This is a genomic window from Streptomyces sp. NPDC026394 (assembly GCF_055567735.1).
The window spans coordinates 832,973-853,487 of the sequence record NZ_JBVHPX010000001.1 but is presented as its reverse complement, the minus strand read 5'-3'; the positions used below and the strand labels follow the sequence as shown (position 1 = coordinate 853,487).

Here is a 20,515-nt window from a genome sequence, read left to right as displayed (position 1 = left end):
CCCTTACAGCCACTTCCCCTCCTCCCTTTTCACCCGTTCGCCACATGTCAAGCACCGCCTCCCCGGGGCCCCGTGATGGATACGGGACGTCGCGCCAACTCCCATACAGGTCCACACCTTTGAACGAATCCCAGCGACTGCAGCTCGAAGAGCTTGCCCTGCGCGACTTCCTCTGCCGTGCCCGAGTCCCGAGCCAGCCGCCGCGAGTCCGCACCACCCCGTGCGGGGACCGCTTCGAGCACCCGGGACGCCACCGGATCAAGAAGATCATGCGCCAGGGTCGGCCCACGCTGCGCGGGAGCGAGGTCGCCGATGCTGCCGACCAACTCGATCACTTCGGCGGCTTCGGTCACCACTACGGCCTCGCCTCGCAGCAGTTGGTGCACACCCGCCGACAGTCCGCTGGTGACCGGCCCCGGCATCCCCATGGTGAACCGGCCGAGCTCCGTCGCCCGCCGAGCGGTGACCAGGGATCCGCTGCGCAGTTCGGCCTCTACGACCACGGTGCCGCGGGTGAGGGCCGCGATGACTCGATTCCGGAGAATGAATCGGCTCCGGGTCGGATGATCTCCCGGTGGCAACTCCGCGATCACCAGGCCCTGTTCCGCAAGCCGACGGATCAATTCGGTGTGTCCCCGCGGATAGGCGTAGTCGACGCCGGAGGCCAGTACAGCGACCGAGGCCCCCTTCGCCGCCAGGGCACCTCGATGAGCCGCACCGTCCACTCCGTAAGCAGCTCCTGACACCACCGTCCAGCCGCGGTCGGCCAGGCCGGCGCTGAGGGTGGCTGCCAAGTGAGCGCCGTACTCCGTGCAGGCGCGAGCGCCGACGACCGCGACGGACCGTAAAGCCCACATGCGCAAGTTCGCGCTCCCACGCACCCACAGGCCGACGGGTTTGCCATCCCCCAAATCGTTCAACTGCTGTGGCCACTCGTCGTCTCCCGGACAGACGAACCGGCCACCGAGTGCAGCGACAGCCGCAAGGTCCGCAGCAGCTCCGTCGGCGTCCGTCCGAGCCGCTCGCAGGCGCAGGCTCTTGTATTTTTCTTTCGACACTCCTGACGGCATGTCCCGCTCGCCGAACAGGGACTGTACGAGGTGCACCGGCGTCATCTGCCGCAGGCACCGGCCTACCGCTTCGTCACCGGGCTCAGCGATACGCGTCAGTGCCGCGCGTGCTGCCCTCTCTTCCTCTCCCACTTCACTCATGCGCCGGCTCCCTGGCGCTCGCCGTGGAACAGCCCTCGGTCCCCCGCATGTCCCTCTCCCCTTCTCCTTCTTCGATTACCGATTCCTCGTCAGCCGAGCAGCGCCGTGTAGCCGAAAGGGGTAATCGGTAACTGAGTCGCCATACGTCGGCCTGCCGGGCCAGCGATCGCGGCCAGGCATCATCGTCTGCGGCCCGCTGCCCGCCTTCATCCGTCATCCGTTCGGCCCTACGCTCAGGTCACGGACGTTCTCACCCGCCCGAGCTAAGGCGAAGCACGAGATGACTGTGCTCGCTCCCCCCTCCCCCTCCCCCTCCCTTCGACCGTCGGCGAGCGGCGGACCGCGGGCCGCGGGCGACCGTCAGCCACCGGAACACGGATCGCCCCATCGTCGCTGCACCACATCCGCCCGCCGCGCGACGCCCTTCCATGCGCATCACTTCCGCGCCCAACGCCGCGGCGGCATTCGCAGCACCACACCGGCAACACCACACCCGCAGCGCCGGGGCACGCCTACCGCAAGGGCCGCCGGCTAGCCCAACAACCCGACCGAAGGGGCGCGCGCCTCTCCTCGCTCACCTCACCCCCGCTGCCAAAGGCACCCCCCGCCTGATACCCGTACGGAGTTCCAGAGCCCAGTTGATGTCTTCGGCCGTCGGGCGGTCGTGGCCTGCGAGGTCGGCTGAGGTCCAGGCGACCCGGAGTACGCGGTCCATTCCGCGGGCCGTCAGGAGGCCGGTTTCGAGGTCGTGTTCTGCCTGCGCCATCGCGCCCGGGGCGACTTGCCAGCGCGTGCGCAATTCGTGTCCCGGAACCTCACTGTTGGTGCTCCATGGCGTGTCCGTGAGCCGGGCTGCGGCGCGGTCGCGGGCTGCTCGTACTCGTTCGGCCACTTCGGCAGTGGTTTCGGCGCTCTGGGCGAGCGAGAGCAATTCGGAACGCGCGACGGGCTCCACCGCCACCCGCAGATCGACCCGGTCCATCAGCGGACCCGACAACCGGGCACGGTAGCGCCGGATGGTGGACGGGCGGCATTCACAGCCGCCTCCGAGTGTGCCGTGGCGCCCGCAAGGACAAGGGTTGGCAGCCAGGGCCAGCAGGAACTTCGCCGGCATCCGCATCATCCCGGCGGCCCGTGCGACTACGACGTATCCCGATTCCAGCGGCTGCCGCAGCGCGTCCAGTACGCGGGCATTGCATTCGGCTGCTTCGTCGATGAACAAGACGCCGTGATGCGCCAGCGACACGGCTCCCGGCCGGGGCAGGCCGCTGCCGCCGCCCACGAGCGAGGCCATCGTCGCGCTGTGGTGAGGCGCGCAGTACGGCGGGCGATCCACCAGTGGCTGCCCCGGCGGCAGGGCACCGGCCACCGAATGCACCGCCGTCACCTCCAGGGACTCCTTGGGCGAGAGACGGGGAAGCAGGCCGGGCAGGCGTTCGGCCAGAAGGGTTTTCCCAGCTCCCGGAGGGCCCAGGAAGAAGATGTGGTGGCGTCCGGCTGCCGCCACCTCCAGGGCTCTTCGCGCGCTGTACTGTCCGGCGACGTCCGACAGGTCGGGCAGCCGGTCGCCGATCGTGCGCTCCGTCCCCAGCCCGGTACCGGGTACGGCCAGGCCGGCCAGCAGAGAATCCGGGCGTCCCTCGGCGGCCGCGTTGTCTTCCTCTTCTTCCGGCACCGGTTCGTCGGTGAGCACCGCGATCAGCTGCCTGAGGCTGCGTACGCCGAGGACGGAGACGCCCGGGACGAGCGATGCCTCGGCCACGGTCTTCTCCGGTACGACCACCTGGCGGTATCCGGCGTCGGCCGCCGCCAGGACGGCCGGGAGCACTCCGCGCACCGGTCGGACACGGCCGTCCAGCCCCAGCTCACCGATCATGACGAGGTCGGACAGTTCCCGCGGATCGATCCGTTCCGCCGCGCCGAGCACCGCGCAGGCCACGGCGAGGTCGAACCCACTGCCGCCCTTGGGCACGGAGGCCGGGCTGAGGCCGACGGTGAGCTTCTTCTGCGGCCATTCACCGCCGGAGTTCACAACGGCGGCCCGTACTCTGTCCCGCGATTCGATCAGGCTCTTGTCCGGCAGTCCGACGAGTGCGAAGGCCGCCACTCCCGGCTCCAGATCCGCCTGGACCTCCACGACCACGCCTTCGACCCCGACCAGTGCGACCGAGCACGTGCGGGCGAATCCCATGTCAGGTCACTCCCCGCACATGCTCCAGAACCGGTGCGCCACGTGACGGCAGCAGCACTCCGACCACGTCGATGCGCACTCCGCCGGGCGGTGGGCCGCCGTGTTCCTCCAGCCAGCGTTCCGCCAGGCGCAGAAGGCGGGCGGCCTTCTCCGGCCGTACGGCCGCCATGGGGTGTTCGTACGAGCCCGCACGGCGGGCCTTGACCTCGCAGAGCACCAGGGCGTCACCGTCGGCCGCCACGATGTCGACCTCGCCGTCCTGACATCGCCAGTTACGGTCCAGGATGCGCATGCCGACGGTGGTCAGGTGCCGTGCCGCCAGGTCTTCCCCGTAGCGTCCGAGCGCTCGGCGCGCACTGCTGACGGGCAGGTCGTAGGGAGCGGTGGCCGGCCCGATGGGGTGTCTGGGGCGGCGGGGGCGGGAGCGTCGGGAGGCGGCTCGGGCGACGGTACGGGAACCGGGCGGGCCGTCTCCGCAGCTTGTCACCGACCGGCCGCTCCGGACTCGCGGTGTTGCGTCGCACGGCTCCCGCGGTACGCCATCCAGCCCTCGTGGCCTGTCCTCCGGGGGTGACGGGCCCCCCGCATCCACCGCTGCCTGAGCACGTCCGTCAGGCTGATACTTCAGGGAGCTTCGCTCGCGCGGATACTCATGCGAGTCCCTATTGGGCCGGTCAGGTCGGCGATTCTTCTCGTCCGTGGCGTTCACTCGGCACCACCTCCGGCACCGACTGTGACGCTTCAGCCACGAACTGTTGGATCTTGGTGGACTACCGAGCGGTTGTGGACAACTTCGTCACTCGCCCCGGTGAGGCCCCCAGCATCTACGACCCCTTCGAGGCCGACGCCAGGCCCAGCGCGCCTGCCCTCGACCGGCTCGGCGGTCTCAGCTCCCCGGAAGATCCAGGTCACTCTTGTTCAGCTCCTCGATGTTCACGTCCTTGAACGTCAACACCCGTACCTGTTTCACGAACCGAGCAGGCCGGTACATGTCCCAGACCCACGCATCAGCCATCGAGACCTCGAAAAAGACCTCGCCCTGTACGGAGTGCACCTGCATCTCGTAGTCGTTCGTGAGATAGAAGCGACGCTCGGTCTCGATCACATACTTGAACAGCCCGACGACATCGCGGTACTCCCGGTAGAGCTTCAGCTCCATCTCGGTCTCGTACTTCTCGAGGTCCTCGGCGCTCATGGCAGATCCCCTTCAGCCGTGCGTCCCCCTATTGTGCGTCAGACGCTCTCGGTAGCCAGCAGCACCGGCGCGTCAGGGGGCCCTTCGTCGAGCAGCCTGCGCAGCAGCTCGGCGAATTTCGTCGGATACACCGTCTCATGCGACACGGAAAGATCTTCCAGAGTCCACCACCTCACTCCCGACACGCTGCGCCGCTCAAGATCTGTCTGCCCCGACATCTCGGTTGCAGTCCGGTCGGTACGAGCCAGGTAGTACCACTCGTCCTGTTCCCAGCGCCTGCCGTCGAAGGGGAAGGCGCAGCGCCGCTTCCACAGCAGCGGCCCCAGTTGTACGCCCACGATCCCCGTCTCCTCGGCCAGCTCCCTGTGTGCGGCCTCCTCACGGGACTCCTCGCCCTCCAGCCCGCCTCCCGGCGTGAACCACCAGGTGCGAGAGGGATCGCCTGGTTCATAGCCGTTCAGCAGCAGGACCCGGTCGTCCGGGTCGAGCAGTACTACCCGTGCGACCTGGCGCACCTCCACCGGCAGCCCCCCGAGCGTCTCAGGCGCCTCGGACACCTCATACGCCCCGCCCTCACCCGTCGCATCAGCGCCCGTCACGTCAGCCATTCCTGCGTCTCCTCCACCGCGCCAGCGGCCCGTACGCCGCGCCGCCCAGAATCATCACCGCTCCGACGACGACCGCGACGACGATGACGCGTACCGGCCCGGGCTGCGACGTGCCGCCGGGCATCGCCGCGAAGCTCTCCGGCCGTTCCACCACGCCCATGTTGCCGACCGGCCACGCTCTGGCGTCCACCCGCGCGTCCACGGCCTTGCGCGACACGGAGCCGTGGTCGGCGTCCTTGAGGTGCGTGCGGGAGTCCAGGGAGTCATTGCGGTGATCGCCGAGGAGGAAGAGCTGGCCCACCGGTACCTTGGAGCTGAAGCCGGTCGGCGAGGCCGGGCCCGTGGCGTGCAGATACGGTTCTTCGACAGGCTTGCCGTTGATCGTCAGCCGGCCGTCCTTGCTGCAGCAGGCGACCGTGTCGCCGCCCACCCCGACGACCCGCTTGATCATCGGCACATCGCCCCACACCGCGTCCCGGAAGACCACGACGTCCCCGCGCCGCACCTCGGAGCCGTCCACCCGCTCGGCCAGCACCCGGTCCCCCACTCCGATCGTCGGGGCCATCGAGTCGGTCGGCACCGTATAGGGGCGGTAGGTCAGCGCTCCCCATACGAAGCCGCCCAGGAACAGCACACAGCCGACGGCCACGACCAGACCGGACAGCACACTGCCCGTCGTCCGGCCGCGGCCGTCGACCGTACGTGCCTTGCTGCTGCTCATCCCAGCGCTCCCGCCCCGCGAACGATCCGCTTCGAAGATCTGGGACGGCACCCTACCTGGGGGTACGTTCCCCAGTCAGCACCATGAGCCGGGACGACCTGCCGACGTACGCACGCGACGCCACGACGCTGTGACGCTCACCAGGAGAGCAATCCGGCACCGTCGACCTCTGTCCTTCCGGACCGCACACCTCATGCGCGGTCCGGTACGGTCACCCGCTCAGTCGGACGCCTGCTCCACCGGCTGCGCCGCCCTCGCGACCCGCCTGCGGCGCCGCCACAGCACGATCGGTACCGCGCCCGCCAGACCGAGCGCCGCCGGCGTCGCCGCCATGGCCTTGTTCAGCGCGGGCTGGTCGAAGGTGTCCGGCACCGACAGCCACGACCAGCGGTTGACCGGCCAGGCGATCGTGAAGGCGCGCCCCACGACCTGCTTGACCTCGACCGTGCCGTTGCCCTTGAGGTTGGTGTGATAGCGCGAGTCGAGGGAGTCCTGGCGGTGGTCGCCCATGACCCAGATGCTGTCCTTGGGCACCTTGATCGGCCCGAACGGCTTGTCGCCGCACGGCGTGTTGCCCGGGTAGAGGTACGAGTCCTCCTTCAGGGCCGTGCCGTTGACCTTGACCGGACCGGTGCCCTGGCACTCCACGGTGTCACCGCCGACGGCGATGACCCGCTTGATCAGGTCCTTCTCCTCGGCCGACGGCATCAGGCCGATGAAGCTGAGGACCTGCTGGATCGCGTTGGGCTCGGGCGTGGGCACCTCGTTCAGCCAGCCGCCCGGGTCGTGGAAGACCACCACCTCGCCCCGTTCCGGTTCGGAGCCGAACCACGGGGTGAGCTTGTCCACCAGTACCCGGTCACCGCGCTGCAAGGTGTCCTGCATCGAGTCCGACGGGATGGAGAACGCCTGCACCAGGAACGTCTTGATGATCAGCGCCAGGATCAGCGCGATCCCGATGAGGATCGGCAGCTCTTTCCAGAAGGCACGCGGTTTCTTGCCCTTCTTCACGCTGCCGCTCTCCTCCTCGTCCCCCGGTTGTTCCTTGTCCAACGGCACTCCCACACCCTCCGGTCGACCGGGGCCGGCCGGCTGTCCCGGACCCGCCGCCCGCGCCGGACCCGCCGGTCCCCCCGGCCCACCGGACGCGGCGGACTGTGAGGACTCACCGTTTCCCGCCGGCTCTTCGGGCTCTCCGGTTCCGGACCGCGCGCCGACCGCCAAGTCCCCCACATCCACTCCTTACTCCACGCCACTGCCTGCCCGATAGCCGGTGCAGGCCCACCACTCCCATAACGAGCGGGAGTTCCGCAGGGGTCGGGAGTTCGGACAAACCGTCGGAGGACACACTATGCGGAGCCCGCCCCGCCGTCGCCCTCGCGTCCGGCGCGTCGCGCACGGTCGCATAGGTGTCAGGCTCCTCCAGGCGGCGCCAGTGTCCCACCGGCCAGGCGATGACCACGGCCCGGCCGACCACGTTGTCCACCGAGATCGTCCCACGGTACGGCTCGTCCAGGTGATACCGCGAGTCCGCCGAATTGGAGCGGTGGTCGCCCATCACGAAGATCCGGCCGGCCGGAACCTTGACCTCGAATGTGATCTGCGAGGGCACATCGCCCGGATGTATGTACGGCTCGTTCAGGGGGGTGCCGTTGACCGTGACATGCCCTTGCTTGTCGCAGCACTTGACGGTGTCGCCCCCGACACCCACCACTCGCTTGATCAGGTCCTGCTCGTCGGCCGACGGGAGCAGACCGATGAAGGTCATGAACTCCTTGATCTGCTTGACCACGACCGGATCGTCGGCGGAGGTGACCTGCTCGTCCTTCAGCCAGCCCCCGGGGTCCTTGAAGACCACCACGTCGCCGCGCTCGGGTTCCGAGCCGAACCAGGGGGTGAGCTTGTCCACCAGCACCCGGTCGCCGATCCGGATGGTCTCTTCCATGGAGCCGGAGGGGATCACGAATGCCTGGACGAGGAACGTCTTGAGCACCAGCGCGATGGCCAGCGCCACACCGATGAGGATCGGTATCTCTTTGAGATAGGAGCGACGCCTGCGCCGTTTGATGCGGCGCGCCTGGCGCCGCCGTGCGGCACGTCCTCCAGTGGCGGGCCTGGTCGTTCGCGTGCTGACGCGCGCGCCGTCGCCGGCCCCGGCTCCTTCGCCATACGAACCGTCCCTGTGACCAGCGCTTTCGTACGGGCTGCCACCGTGCCTCGCGTACGAGTCAGACCTGTAGCCGGGCCCGTGGTCGGTTCCGTACTCGGGCGCGCTGGTTCCATACTCGGGCCCGCCGGTCCCATACTCGGACCGGAACGAAGCGGACCCGTGCGAGCCGCCCCCGTATGCCTCTTCCCCGTCCGACTCATCCGCGCCCGCGGCCCCCTGATGCCCGTGCCTGGGCCGCCCCCGGCTACCCATGGCTGCCCGCCGCGCCCGGTATGCCGTCGAAGGCGCGCGGGCGGTGCAAGGCCGTCCAGTGGCCCACCGGCCAGGCGATCCAGTCGGCACGGCCGATCACCTTGCCGACCGGGACGGTGCCGCCTCCTGGTTGGCCGAGGTGGTCCCGTGAGTCACGTGATCTGCCGCGGTGGTCCCCCATGACCCACAGCTTTCCCTCCGGCACCACGATGTCGAACGCGTCGGAGGACGGTTCGTCCCCCGGGAACAGGTAGTCCTCGTCCACCGGCTCGCCGTTCACCTTGATCCGCCCCCGTTTGTCGCAGCAGGTCACCCGGTCCCCGCCGACGCCGATCACGCGCTTGATGTAGTCGGTGGCCGCGGGCTCGGCCAGCCCCAGCGCCGCGCCCGTTCCCCTGATCAGCCCTGTCACCGGGTTCTCGTCGGGTTCGCTCTGCAGGAACGAACCGGTGCCGTCGAAGACGATCACGTCGCCCCGGCGCGGTGCGCCGCCGAAGCGGTACGCAAGCTTGTTGACCAGCACCCGGTCACCGACCCGCAGGGTGTTCTCCATGGAGGAGCTGGGGATCAGGAAGGGCTGTACGACGAAGGCGCTCACCAGCAGGACGAAGGCCACGCAGGTCGCGAGCAGCAGAACGGGCCGGTGCCACAGAGCGGACACGCCTGCTCCGAGCCAGGACCCGAACCGCCGGATCCGGGACGGCCGCCGTTGCGTTCCCCCCTCCGGGGCCAGCGATTCCTTGAGCGGCGCCTCCTGAGGCAGCGCTTCTTGGGACGGCGCGTTTCGATCATGCGATCGCGTGGTCTGTTCCGACCGCTCCTGCGGGCCCGTATCCCTCTCCGCCCGCCCCTTAGAGCCGGTGTACCCCTCAGGCCGGCCCAGCGCGCCCCTGCCCCCCTCCGGCCGATCATCCGGCTCCGGGGTTCCCTCCGTACGCCCCGAAGGCCCTGCGCCCCCTTCCACCCGCTCCTCGGACCCGAGGAGCTCGCCCGTCCCCTCCGGCCCGGAGGAAGAGGGCGCGGAAAAACGCGCGGAGCGCGACCCCTGCTCCGGCCCCGGTTCAGGGGCGGGAGAGCGGTCGCGCTCCGAAAGCTGTGCGTCGGTGTCCATCGGACCCTGAGCCTATCCGGCCGGTCCAGGACGCCGGACGTCTGTTCAGTTGTCGCGCTTCTCCTTGATCTTCGCGGCCTTGCCGCGCAGCTCACGGAGGTAGTACAGCTTGGCGCGACGCACGTCACCGCGGGTCACCAGCTCGATCTTCTCGACGATCGGGGTGTGCACGGGGAAGGTGCGCTCGACGCCGACGGAGAAGCTGACCTTGCGGACCGTGAAGGTCTCGCGGACACCCGCGCCCTGGCGGCGGATGACGACGCCCTTGAACTGCTGCACACGGGAGCGGTTGCCCTCGATGACGCGCACGTGGACGTTGACGGTGTCACCCGGGCGGAAGGCCGGGATGTCGCTGCGCAGCGACGCGGAGTCGACGGAGTCGAGAAGGTTCATGACCCACTGCTTTCTTCGCTGATGCCACAGGTCATCAACGGAACTGGAGAATTGCGTTGAGGTTGCCGTTCCGTCGGGCGGGCGTCGTTCCCCCTGTGGCAGGGGCGCGCGCCGGACGCACACAGCAGCGGCCTATTCTTCCACGCCGTCGGCCGTACGCCCAAATCGACCGCCCGTTCCCTCGGCCCACCCGAGGATCGAGAGGGTCTCGCGGTCCTTCTTGTCGAAGGCGGCCGGGTCGGCGCGCTCGATGAGGTCGGGGCGGTTGCGGTCGGTGCGGCGGAACGCTTCGTCCCTGCGCCAGCGGGCGATCTTGCCGTGGTGGCCGCTGAGCAGCACCTCGGGGATGCCGCGGCCGCGCCACTCGGGAGGCTTGGTGTAGACGGGGCCTTCCAGGAGGTCCGCCATCGCACCGGGGGCGAAGGAGTCGTCCTGGTGGGAGGCCGAGTTGCCCAGTACGCCGGGCAGCAGCCGGGCGATGGCCTCGACCATCACCAGGACGGGGGCCTCGCCGCCGGCCAGGACGTAGTCGCCGATGGAGACCTCGCGGACATCCACGCGGTCGCCGTACTCCTCGATGACGCGGCGGTCGATGCCCTCATAGCGGGCCGGCGTGAAGACCAGCCAGGGCTTCTCGGAGAGCTCCACGGCGAGCTGCTGGGTGAAGGGCTTGCCGCTCGGCGTGGGGACGACGATGACCGGGTCGCCCTCCTGGGAGTCGATGACCGAGTCCAGCGCCTCACCCCACGGCTCGGGCTTCATGACCATGCCAGGGCCGCCGCCGTACGGCGTGTCGTCGACGGTGTTGTGCTTGTCGTGGGTCCATTCCCGCAGGTCGTGGATGCGGACGTCCAGCTGGCCGCGGGCGCGGGCCTTGCCGACCAGGGAGACGTTCAGCGGTTCCAGGTACTCCGGGAAGATCGTGACGACGTCGAGCCGCATCACACGTCCTCGCCGGTGCCACGGGCCGGTGCGGCGCCCTCCGCCTTCGGGGCCGCGGCCTCCTCGGACGTGTCGCGGGCCGAGGCCACCTCGGCCTGGCTGTCGTCGAGCAGGCCGGGCGGGGGGTCGACGACCGCCTTCTGCTCCGCCAGGTCGATCTCCGGCACGATCTCGGAGACGAACGGGATCATGATCTCGCTGCCGTCCGGGCGGCGGACGATCAGCAGGTCCTGGTAGGGCAGGTGGGAGATCTCGGCGATCCGGCCGACCTCGGTGCCGTCGCGGGTGACCACATCGAGGTCGACGAGCTGGTGGTCGTAGAACTCCTCGGGGTCCTCGGGGACCTCTTCGGGGTCGATCTCCGCGATCAGCAGCGTGTTCCGCAGCGCTTCGGCGCCCGTACGGTCCCGTACACCCTCGAAACGCAGCAGCAGGCGTCCGCTGTGCACCCGGCCGGTCTCGATGGTCAGCGGACCGGTTGCGGGCGGGTCCGTGGCCAGTACGGCGCCGGGCGCGAGCCGCAGCTCCGGCTCGTCGGTACGCACCTCGACGGTGACCTCGCCCTTGATGCCGTGGGCGCGGCCGATCCGCGCGACTACCAGCTGCACAGTGCCCCTCTTCGCGGCCGGCCGCCCGCCGCTCGCCGCGGTGGCGGTCCTCGCCTCGTGTTCGTCAATCGGTGATAACGGTCATACGTGCATCGTCGCAGATGCCTACGACAACGGGCCGGGGCGAGCCGTAGCCCTCCCCGGCCCGTGCCGGTACTGCCTGGTCCGGGAAGTGCCCCGGTACCCCGGTTCTGCTCAGCGGACCTGGTCCACGTCGACGAGGTCGACCCGGATACCGCGGCCGCCGATGGCGCCTACGACCGTCCGCAGGGCGCGCGCGGTGCGGCCGTTGCGGCCGATCACCTTTCCGAGGTCGTCGGGGTGGACCCGGACCTCCAGAACGCGCCCGCGGCGCAGGGTGCGCGAGGCGACCTGCACGTCGTCGGGGTTGTCGACGATGCCCTTTACGAGGTGCTCGAGGGCCTCCTCGAGCATGATCAGGACTCGGTCGACTCGGAGGTGGACTCGGCCTCGGCCTCGTCCGCCTTCTTGTCCGCCTTCTTCGCCTTCGGGGTGATCGCCTCACCCTTCGGCTCGTCGCCGTCCTTGGCCAGAGCCTCGAACAGGGCGCTCTTGTCAGCCTTCGGCTCGGCGACCTTCATCGGCGCCGGGGCGGGCAGGCCCTTGAACTTCTGCCAGTCGCCGGTGACCTTGAGGATGGCCATGACGGGCTCGGTCGGCTGCGCGCCGACACCCAGCCAGTACTGGACACGCTCGGAGTCGACCTCGATGCGCGACGGGTTCTGCACCGGGTGGTACAGGCCGATCTCCTCGATCGCCCGGCCGTCACGGCGGGTGCGGGAGTCGGCGATGATGATGCGGTAGTGAGGCGCGCGGATCTTGCCCAGACGCTTCAGCTTGATCTTGACTGCCACGGGAGTGGTGTCTCCTGGTCTTGACGTGGTTGGGCACAACGGGATGCCACGTGGGGTTGCGGTACTCGGGTGCCCGATGGACGCGCCAGCCGGAGGAGAGAGGGGTCCTGTGCGACTGTCGAGTACAGCTGACCATTGTGCCACACCACTCCAGGTCAGCCGACCGCAGCCACCTCGGGGATCCGGAAGGGCTTGCCGCAGCCGCCGCAGACGATGGGCGCCTGCGCCAGCACGGACGGAACGACCCGGACATTGCGCCCGCAATCGCAGACGGCCTTGACGCGCACGCCACCGCCGGAGGAGCCGTGCCGGGCGGCCGGACCCCGGAAGCTGCGGGCGCTGTCGGCCGTGGTCGCGGCGGAGTGGGCCTTGAGGGCTCTGGCGAGCCGCTCGATGGTGGGGCGGTAGCGCCTTCTGGCCTCGGGGTTGAGCGTGACCAGTGAGAAGCCGCTGCTCGGGTGCGGCTCGTCGACGTGGTCGAGGCCCAACTCCTCGGCGATGGAGAGGAATCGGCGGTTGTGGTAGCGGCCGGCGCGTGAGGTGTCACGGACGCCGCGGGCGGCGGCGATGCCGTGGACTGCCTCATGCAGCAGCCGTTCGAAGGAGAGCTCGGCCCCACAGGCGGACGAGGACTCTCCGATCAAGGACTCGGGCGCGGCCAGATCCGGCAGCTCGGGGTGGTGCCGTTGAATGTCGGCCCACGCGAGCGCCAGCTCGGCGGCGAGAACAGGCGGTGTCGTGCTCACGTCGTGACAACGAGCCGGGCCCATCCAGTGTTCCGATTACGGGGCATCTCAAATAATTTGCACGTACCGGTCAGTTTCTGGTCATGGGTTTCGAGGACGGCGTGTGCGCAGAACTGCGGAGAAGGCGCGCGTCGGGTGGCAAGCCGGGACGTACCCGCGCGTACGCCCCGGCGCGTAAGAGACGGGTACGCGCCGGGACAACCGTTGCCCGTGGGCCGCGACGTGCCACCGGTGGAGCCCGGTGGGGCTCAGTAGGCGCGCGCGACGACCGCGATCGTACCGGGGGCTTCGTCCGTGTCGGGCACCGACCCGTCCTCGGCTACCAGACACCGTACGGTCGCCGCCCCCTCGGCGAGCCGGGCCTCCCCCTCCGGGCCGAGTGCCGCCCACGGGATGCGGGCCCAGCCGCCCGAGGCCGCCACCTCGGCGGCCTCCTCGGCCGTCGTCACGTCCGACGTGCGCGACTGCCGGCGCTCACGGGACTGCCGCAGGAGGAGCGCCTGGTCCTCCTCCAGGACGGCGGGGAGCAGGGAGGCGAGCGCGTCGAGCCGGACCGGTTCCTTGCCTCCGGGGATACGGCGGACGAGCACCGCGGTGCCGTTCTCCAGGTCGCGCGGACCGACCTCGACCCGGATCGGTACGCCCTTCAGCTCCCAGTCCACCGCGCGGCGCCCGAAGGGGACGTCCGTACGGTCGTCGACCTGGACGCGCACCCCCGCCGCCCTCAGGGTGTCGCCGATCCGCTGCACCTCGGCCAGTACGGCGTCGTCGCCCTTGACCGCGAGAACCACGGCCTGGACCGCGGCCAGTCGGGGCGGGACGCGCAGGCCGTGGTCGTCACCGTGCGACATGACCAGCGCTCCGACCATGCGGGTGCTGCTGCCCCAGGAGGTCTGCCAGACGAGTTCCTGCGCGCCTTCCTTGGAGAGGTACTGCGTGTGGAAGGCGCGCGCGAAATTCTGGCCCAGTTCGTGGCTGGTGGCCATCTGGAGGGCCTTGCCGTCGCCCATCATCGCTTCGAGGGTGAGGGTGTTGACGGCGCCGGCGAATCGTTCCGCCGGAGTCTTGCGCCCGGCCACCACGTCGACGGCGAGCACGTTGACCATGAAGTCGGCGTAGACGTCACGGTGGATGCGGGCGGCGTAGTCGCGGGCCTCCTCATAGGTGGCGTGCGCGGTGTGCCCCTCCTGCCAGAGGAATTCCGTCGTACGGAGGAACACCCGCGGCCGCATCTCCCAACGGACGACGTTGGCCCACTGGTTGATGAGCAGGGGGAGGTCGCGATAGCTCTGCACCCACTTGGAGAAGTACTCGTTGACAATGGTCTCGGAGGTGGGCCTGACGACGGCCGGTTCCTCCAGTTCCTTGCCGCCGCCGTGGGTGACCACCGCCAGTTCCGGCGCGAAGCCCTCGACGTGCTCGGCCTCTCTGGTCAGGTACGACTGCGGGATCAGGAGCGGGAAGTAGGCGTTCTGGGCGCCGGCCTCCTTGATGCGCACGTCCACCTCCCGCTGCATCCGTTCCCAGAGCCCGTACCCGTACGGCCGGATGACCATGGTGCCGCGCACCGGTCCGTTGTCGGCCAGCTCGGCCTTGCTGATCAGATCCTGGTACCAGCGGGGAAAGTCGTCCGCCTGGGGTGTGAGAACGGGGGCCTTTGCCATGGCGCGCATGGTAGGGGCGCGACACCCGGTATCGGCAAACGAAATTGCACCCCGGCGCACTGAGGGGCGCGCGGGAGACAACCCCGGCGCAACCCTGGACTCCGAGCCGGATGGGGAGTTGTCTGGAATGCGGGGGCGCACGACGCGAACACAGGGGCGGGACACGGGGGAGATCGACCACTGACAGCTTCGGGTTCTCGGCGGATTGGGGCGCTTTCGATGACACCCACGCTCGTACGGCATCACCTCCGGCAGTCCGGCTCTCCCGGTTCTCACGACCCATCCGCACCGGCCGACTCCCGTGGACGCGCCCGCGACTGGGCCGAGATCCAGGAACGGATGCTGGTGCCGCTGTACGAGGCCGTCTACGACCGGGTGGGCGTCGGCCCCCACACCAGGCTGCTGGGCCTGGGGTGCGGTTCCGGACTCGCGCTGCTGATCGCCGCGGCCCGCGGAGGGCAGGTCTGCGGCGTGGACGCGGACGAGGAACGGCTGGATCTGGCGCGGGAACGACTGACTCCCGACTCCTCGCGCGAAGCCCGAGGCGACGCGGCGCGAGCCACGGTCCTGGCGTGCGGCGGCCCCGAGCGGGCGGCCGCCCCGGACGGCTCCGCGTTCAACCTGGTGACGGCCCTTCACCCGGTGGGCTGTGTCAGCAGCGTCGAAGGACTGACGACTTCGCTGGTGACGGCCGCCGGTCTCGCGGAGCGCGGCAGCCCGGTGGTGCTGGGCGGCTGGGGGCCTGTGGAGCGGTGCGCCACGGCGAGTGTGCTGCGGGTGGCCCAGCGGCTGGCGGACCCGTTGCGCACGGCGGGCGGCTGGCGGCCCAGCGGCCGGGACGACCTCGAAGACCTGGCTGACCGCGCAGGGCTGCGGCCCGACGGGTCGGGGCGGGTGGCCTGCCCGTTCGGTTACGGCAACCTGCCGAGTGCGGTGCGCGGGCTGCTGTCCACGGGGCTGTTCGACGCGGCGCTGGAGGTCACCGAGCAGGCTCAGGTGGAGAAGGAGCTGAGTGAGGCGCTGCATCCGCACCAGCGCCCGGACGGCACGGTCTGGATGGCGAACGTGTTCCGCTATCTCATCACCCGCACGTGATCCTTTCCGCAGCGATTCCTTCCGTCTGCCCGCTGCCTCGGTCCGCGTCTCTTCCGCTGCTTCGTTCCCTTGTTCTTTCGACCCTTTCGGCTCCTCCGGCTCTTGCAGCTCTTCCGGCCCCTTCGCCTCTTCCACCCCTTCCAGCTCTTCCGGCCCATTCGGCCCATTCGGACCTTTCAGTTGTTCCGTCTTTTCCGACGGCCTGACCGCCGGAGCCGGCCGTTCTCGACCGGGCCCCGCCCGTCACTGGGACGTGACGGGGCGACCGGGGGGGGCGGCCCGGCCGGGTTCGCAGCGTTGTCTCCCTGCCCCGCCCGGGGTGGGAACGCGCGTCAACGTCGAGGTGCCAGGCGTTCACCCGTGCGAGGTATACCCAATATCCAGAATTCTGTTTACTGTCGTTTCCATGAACAGCATCGACGAACGGTTCCTGACCCGCAACGGGCACGCGGCCCGGCGGCTCTCCGCGCTACTGATCAACCAGCCCACCGAGGGCGACGCCGCGCGACTCCCCCGGGTCCGCGACCTCGCCACCGAGCTCGGGGTCGGCAACGGGACGGTGCAGGCGGCACTCCAACTGTTGGAGGAGTCGGGTGCGATAGAGACCGTGGCCCGCGGGCATCTCGGCACCTTCCTGGTGCGTGCGGACCGCGGCATACTGTGGCGCCTCGCAGGGCTGGGCACCGTCCTCGCCGCGATGCCGCTGCCTCACTCACGCCGTCATGAAGGCTTGGCCACCGGACTGCGGAGCGCCTTCGAGGAGGCCGGCGCGCCCTTCGCCATCACCTTCATGCGCGGTGCCGCCTCGCGGGTCTCCGCCCTGCTGGACGGCAAGGTCGACCTGGCGGTGCTGTCCCGCTTCGCCGCCGACCGGTTGATGGAGCAGCACCCCGTCGACCTGATCGCCGACCTGGGCCCGGCCACGTATGTCGGGGGACACGGGGTGCTCCTGCGGCGCGGCGTCCAGCTCGACGCCGACGGCCTGCGGGTCGCCGTGGACACCGCGTCGGAGGGGCAACGAGTGCTGGCCGAGCAGGCGTTCGCCGGCCGTCAGGACGTGACGTGGCTGGAGAGCTCGTTCATACGGCTCCACGACCTGTTCGCGCAGGACAGGGCCGACGCCACCGTCTGGAGCCTCGACGAGGTGCCGGGGCAGCTGGGCGACGAGGTGGAGGTGCTGCCGCTCGGCGACAAGATCCCCGGCGATCTGTCGCTGCGCAATTCCAGCGCGGCGCTGATAGCCCGCAGTGAGGGCAGCGAAGCGCTGGCAGCCGTGAGCGGCTCACTAGATCTGGGAGCCGTCACCGGTCTTCAGGACGAGGTGCTGCGAGGGGAGCGCATTCCTTCCTACTGAGACGGCCGTGGCGGCCGGCCGGGGGCGAGTCGTCTCCGTCGGTCCGAATGGGTCATCGGGGTGTCTGCACGCAGGCGCTCCCCCGCAGTCGCAGACCGATGCGCAAGACGCCGAATTCTTCTACCGATCACCAGGGGGGCGGGCATGGAAGCCCTGCTCGCGCAGCGGATCCGCATCTTCGTGGAGAGCGGTCAGGTGCGGTCCGAGGTCGCTGATTTTGTACGGACCGAACTGGACGCGTTGGCCGCCGACGGGTGCATGGTCACCGAGGAGACCGCGGGGATGCTCACCAGCCATCTGCTGATGGCGCTGACCCGGCTGCGGAACGGCGAGCCGGTGGTGGCGTTCCGCACCGACGACATAGCGGCGGCGGAGCTGGCCGACCATCCCCAGGCCGTCCGGCGGGCCCACGCCGTCTCCGTACGGGCCGAGAGCGCCTTCGGCTCTCCGTTCCCCGAATCCGAGATCAACTTCCTGGCGATGCATTTCGCCCTCCTGCGAAGGGACACACCATGACGACCATCCTCACCGGCGGTGTCGGCAAGGCCAAGGTCGCGGACGCCGTGGAGCGGCTGGCGCTGGCCGGCGTCGAGGTCGAGGTCAGCAACGACATGGAGGCGGCAGCACGGCTGCGGGCCGGCCGGGCCGACTACTTCCTGGGCACCTGCCAGACGGGGGCCGGGGCGTCGCTGGGCGTGCTGGTCGGGCTGATGGGCTCCGCCGTCTGCCACACCTTCGGCCGCTCGGTCCCCTCGGCGGGCGAGATCAACGCCTTGCTGGACCAGGGCAAGAAGGTGTTCGGCTTCGCGGTGGACCAGATCGACGCGATCACGCCCACGCTGGCCGGCGCCATCGTCGCCCGCGCTTGACCGCAACCTGACCGTGCCGGGCTGTCACCGGCTCGGCGCCCCGGCCTGCGAGGGCCGTGCGACCCGTGACCTGCCAGGGCACAAAGGAGTGACTCTGTGAGCAGCACCGTCTTCGCCGCGAGCACCGGTCTCGACTTCCCGCTCGCGCAGCAGTTGACCGTCGTGGCCCTGTGCGCGCTGACCGCGTTCCTCTCGCACCTGGCGCTGGCCGTCTTCAACGACGGTGTACGCCCCTTCATGCTCGACTTCGTCCAGGGCCGTACGACCCGGAGCGCCACCACGGCGGTGTCCTTCGGACTGTCCGCAGGGTTCATCTTCGGGCTGGGGGCGCCGATGGCGCTCTCCTCGGGGGTACTCAATCCCTGGCTGCTGTTCCTGCCCACCGACGTGCTGGGCATCCTCGCGCCGAAGAAGTGGCTCGCGCCGCTGCTCGGCGGCGCGTGGGGCGCGGTGGTCGTGTTCGGGCTGGACGGGGCCAACGATCTCGCGCACGATCTGCCGGTCGACTTCCTGACGGCCATGCAGCAGATGGCGACGCCGATCCTCTTCCTCTTCACACTCTTCCCGGTGCTGGCGATCACCAGACAGTTCGGGAGGTTGCGCGGGGTTCTGGCCGGTGGGGTGGAGCTGGCGCTCGTGGTGCTGACGATGAAGGTGTGGCCGGAAGTGTTCGCGGGGGCGCCGGCCATGGTGGTCGGGGCGCTTCTCCTCATCGGGTTCGCGGTGGCGAAGGACGTACGTCGGCGCCGGGCGGAGCGTGTCGCAGCAGGAGGGGCGACGCCCGCGCAGGGGCAGGCTCCGGGTGATCCGAACACGGGGAAGGGTCAGGCTCCGGGTGATCCAGCTGCCGGTGGGGCGCCGGGTGAGGTGGATCCGATGGCGTCGCTGTTCGGCTCCAGCGCGGCCCGGTTGCGCCGGCACCTGCCGTTGTTCATGGTGCTGGGCGCCGGTGTCTGTCTGCTGGCTCAGCTGCATGTGTTCGGCGGTGGGGAGGCGACCAGTTTCCTGATCGCCAAGGGGCAGTACGCGGAAGCGGCGCAGGTCGACTTCTACCGGGCGCTGGGGTTCATCCCGCTGATCGCCACCACCGCGCTGGCCTCGGGGGCGTACGGCATCGTCGGTTTCACCCTCGCCTACCCGGTCGGATATCTGCTGCCGAGTCCCTGGCTGGCGATGGCCTGCGGAGCGTTGATCTTCGCCGGTGAGGTGCTGGCCCTCAGCTGGATCGGAAAGGTGCTGGGCGCGCTGCCATCGGTGCGTGACTCCTCGGAGCACCTGCGTGCAGCCATCGGCGACACCCTGCAACTGGCCATCCTCTTCGGTTCCTTGCTGGCGGCCGACGCCATGGGCGGCGGGCTGGGGATTCTGATAGCCGGCGGGCTCTATCTGCTGAACGAGGCAGTGGGCCGGGTGGTGGTCCGGATGGCCGCCGCTCCCGCCGCGGTCGTCGTCACCGGCATCGTCCTCAACCTCCTCCACTGGCTGCACCTCTTCACCCCGGTCAAGAGCTGAGCAGGCGTGCAGGGGATGTCAGAAAGGCAGTGCGTGATGAATTCTCTTGTGCGGACCGTCACCGGGCCGCTGCCCGTGAGCGCCGTGCGGGGCCCCGTGCTCGCCCATGAGCACCTGGCCCTCGATCTCACCCGGGCCGCCGACCGCGCGGCATTCCTTGGAGCCCGACACGCCACAGGGGTCGCCGGTGAACTGGCGGCCCTCCGGGAGCAGTTCGGTTTGGGGCTGGTCATCGAGCTGACCTGCCGCGGCATGGGGCGGAACCTCGCGACACTGGCGTGCATCTCCCGGGCGTCGGGGGTGGCGGTCGTCGCAGGCACCGGCTGGTACCACGAGCGATTCCATCCGGATGAGGTGGAAGGCGCGAGCGTCGAGGAACTGGCCGACATCCTGGTCGAAGAAATCACGGGTGGCTCGGGCGGCGACGGCGTCCTTCCCGGCGTCATCGGGGAAGTCGGCAGTCACGGTCGTGCGCCGAGCGGGCCGGAGGTGCGTACGCTCACCGCGGCCGCCCGCGCTGCTGTCACGACCGGCCTGTCGCTGGCGACCCATGCCCAGCTGGGGTACGGCGGCCCCGCCCAGCTGGAGCTGCTGACCGCGGCCGGGTTGGCGCCGCACCGGATCAGCGTCGGGCATCAGGATCTGCGCGACGATCCCGTGGCCCATCGGGAGCTGGCGGCGGCGGGAGCGTACGTAGCCTTCGACACCATCGGCAAGGAGCACTACCAGAGCGATACCACCCGGTTGCGGTCACTGCTCGCGCTGCTGGAGGCCGGGCACGCCGATCGTGTACTGCTCAGCTGTGACATCTCCCGGCACAGCTATCTGGTCGGTGCGGGAGGCCAGGGGTACGGGCACCTGTTCCGGTCGTTCCTGCCGCGGGTGCGGGCCGCCGGGGCCGACGAGAAGTTGATCGATCTGCTGACCCGTCGCAATCCGCTGCGTTTCCTGACCGGTGGAGGCGGCGGCGGGGACAGAGATGGGGACGGAGCAGCCGA

Annotated in this window: 21 protein-coding genes and 1 pseudogene; 6 read left to right on the top strand and 16 right to left on the bottom strand. The window is 69.7% G+C overall.

Annotated elements, in window-relative coordinates; all coding sequences use genetic code 11:
• Positions 1–47: 47 nt before the first annotated feature.
• From dprA to proS, 16 genes are all read right to left on the bottom strand, one after another.
• Positions 48–1,211, bottom strand: coding sequence for a DNA-processing protein DprA (gene dprA / locus ACZ4QV_RS03660; RefSeq protein ID WP_361615808.1), 1,164 nt, complete (start codon positions 1,209–1,211; stop codon positions 48–50).
• Between the two features lie 574 nt (positions 1,212–1,785).
• A complete protein-coding gene (locus ACZ4QV_RS03655) occupies positions 1,786–3,402 on the bottom strand; it encodes a YifB family Mg chelatase-like AAA ATPase (RefSeq protein ID WP_361145682.1) in 1,617 nt (538 codons plus the stop codon).
• 1 nt (position 3,403) lies between these two features.
• The gene (locus ACZ4QV_RS03650; protein ID WP_361584039.1) at positions 3,404–3,772 is read right to left on the bottom strand and encodes a YraN family protein; all 369 of its coding nucleotides are present in this window, start codon (positions 3,770–3,772) and stop codon (positions 3,404–3,406) included.
• A 516-nt stretch (positions 3,773–4,288) separates the two neighbouring features.
• On the bottom strand, positions 4,289–4,597 hold the full coding sequence (locus ACZ4QV_RS03645; protein WP_003980220.1) for a DUF2469 domain-containing protein: 309 nt from the start codon (positions 4,595–4,597) through the stop codon (positions 4,289–4,291).
• Between the two features lie 38 nt (positions 4,598–4,635).
• A complete protein-coding gene (locus tag ACZ4QV_RS03640) occupies positions 4,636–5,205 on the bottom strand; it encodes an NUDIX hydrolase (protein ID WP_467762526.1) in 570 nt (189 codons plus the stop codon).
• Positions 5,198–5,926 (bottom strand): signal peptidase I, encoded by a 729-nt coding sequence (gene lepB, locus ACZ4QV_RS03635; protein ID WP_361145684.1) that lies wholly within the window; start codon positions 5,924–5,926, stop codon positions 5,198–5,200. The genes ACZ4QV_RS03640 and lepB (ACZ4QV_RS03635) overlap by 8 nt, the downstream gene beginning before the upstream one ends.
• Positions 5,927–6,145: 219 nt before the next feature.
• Complete coding sequence (lepB, locus tag ACZ4QV_RS03630; RefSeq protein ID WP_361147310.1) at positions 6,146–7,150, bottom strand: signal peptidase I; 1,005 nt, start codon at positions 7,148–7,150, stop codon at positions 6,146–6,148.
• Positions 7,092–8,348, bottom strand: coding sequence for a signal peptidase I (lepB, locus tag ACZ4QV_RS03625; RefSeq protein ID WP_467762525.1), 1,257 nt, complete (start codon positions 8,346–8,348; stop codon positions 7,092–7,094). Before lepB (ACZ4QV_RS03625) ends, lepB (ACZ4QV_RS03630) begins: the two co-directional genes overlap by 59 nt.
• Entirely contained in the window at positions 8,341–9,081 is a 741-nt protein-coding gene (lepB, locus tag ACZ4QV_RS03620) for a signal peptidase I (RefSeq protein WP_467762555.1), read from the bottom strand. Before lepB (ACZ4QV_RS03620) ends, lepB (ACZ4QV_RS03625) begins: the two co-directional genes overlap by 8 nt.
• A gap of 423 nt (positions 9,082–9,504) precedes the next feature.
• A complete protein-coding gene (gene rplS / locus ACZ4QV_RS03615) occupies positions 9,505–9,852 on the bottom strand; it encodes a 50S ribosomal protein L19 (protein ID WP_031007308.1) in 348 nt (115 codons plus the stop codon).
• Between the two features lie 132 nt (positions 9,853–9,984).
• Positions 9,985–10,794 (bottom strand): tRNA (guanosine(37)-N1)-methyltransferase TrmD, encoded by an 810-nt coding sequence (gene trmD, locus ACZ4QV_RS03610; protein WP_361145687.1) that lies wholly within the window; start codon positions 10,792–10,794, stop codon positions 9,985–9,987.
• On the bottom strand, positions 10,794–11,402 hold the full coding sequence (rimM, locus tag ACZ4QV_RS03605) for a ribosome maturation factor RimM (protein ID WP_361583831.1): 609 nt from the start codon (positions 11,400–11,402) through the stop codon (positions 10,794–10,796). The genes trmD and rimM overlap by 1 nt, the downstream gene beginning before the upstream one ends.
• Before the next feature lie 195 nt (positions 11,403–11,597).
• The gene (locus ACZ4QV_RS03600; protein WP_003980229.1) at positions 11,598–11,837 is read right to left on the bottom strand and encodes an RNA-binding protein; all 240 of its coding nucleotides are present in this window, start codon (positions 11,835–11,837) and stop codon (positions 11,598–11,600) included.
• 2 nt (positions 11,838–11,839) lie between these two features.
• Positions 11,840–12,277, bottom strand: coding sequence for a 30S ribosomal protein S16 (rpsP, locus tag ACZ4QV_RS03595; RefSeq protein WP_030018410.1), 438 nt, complete (start codon positions 12,275–12,277; stop codon positions 11,840–11,842).
• 155 nt (positions 12,278–12,432) lie between these two features.
• Complete coding sequence (locus tag ACZ4QV_RS03590) at positions 12,433–13,023, bottom strand: hypothetical protein (protein WP_361145694.1); 591 nt, start codon at positions 13,021–13,023, stop codon at positions 12,433–12,435.
• 248 nt (positions 13,024–13,271) lie between these two features.
• Complete coding sequence (gene proS, locus ACZ4QV_RS03585; protein ID WP_361615811.1) at positions 13,272–14,687, bottom strand: proline--tRNA ligase; 1,416 nt, start codon at positions 14,685–14,687, stop codon at positions 13,272–13,274.
• A gap of 219 nt (positions 14,688–14,906) precedes the next feature.
• Here proS and ACZ4QV_RS03580 point away from each other — a divergent pair, with 219 nt between their 5' ends.
• The 6 genes and pseudogenes from ACZ4QV_RS03580 to ACZ4QV_RS03555 form a co-directional block, all read left to right on the top strand.
• Positions 14,907–15,782 (top strand): methyltransferase domain-containing protein, encoded by an 876-nt coding sequence (locus ACZ4QV_RS03580; protein ID WP_361583839.1) that lies wholly within the window; start codon positions 14,907–14,909, stop codon positions 15,780–15,782.
• Positions 15,783–16,188: 406 nt separating this feature from the next.
• Positions 16,189–17,136 carry a GntR family transcriptional regulator YhfZ gene (yhfZ, locus tag ACZ4QV_RS03575; protein ID WP_361615814.1) on the top strand — a complete coding sequence of 316 codons (948 nt, stop codon included), beginning with the start codon at positions 16,189–16,191 and terminating at the stop codon, positions 17,134–17,136.
• Positions 17,137–17,280: 144 nt separating this feature from the next.
• Entirely contained in the window at positions 17,281–17,652 is a 372-nt protein-coding gene (locus tag ACZ4QV_RS03570; protein ID WP_361583845.1) for a PRD domain-containing protein, read from the top strand.
• Positions 17,649–18,005, top strand: coding sequence for a DUF2620 family protein (locus tag ACZ4QV_RS03565; protein WP_361615815.1), 357 nt, complete (start codon positions 17,649–17,651; stop codon positions 18,003–18,005). Before ACZ4QV_RS03570 ends, ACZ4QV_RS03565 begins: the two co-directional genes overlap by 4 nt.
• A 96-nt stretch (positions 18,006–18,101) precedes the next feature.
• Entirely contained in the window at positions 18,102–19,517 is a 1,416-nt protein-coding gene (locus tag ACZ4QV_RS03560) for a YhfT family protein (RefSeq protein ID WP_361615817.1), read from the top strand.
• Between the two features lie 36 nt (positions 19,518–19,553).
• Positions 19,554–20,474 (top strand): annotated as a pseudogene (locus tag ACZ4QV_RS03555) (phosphotriesterase family protein); the annotation flags it as partial.
• Between the last annotated feature and the right edge of the window lie 41 nt (positions 20,475–20,515).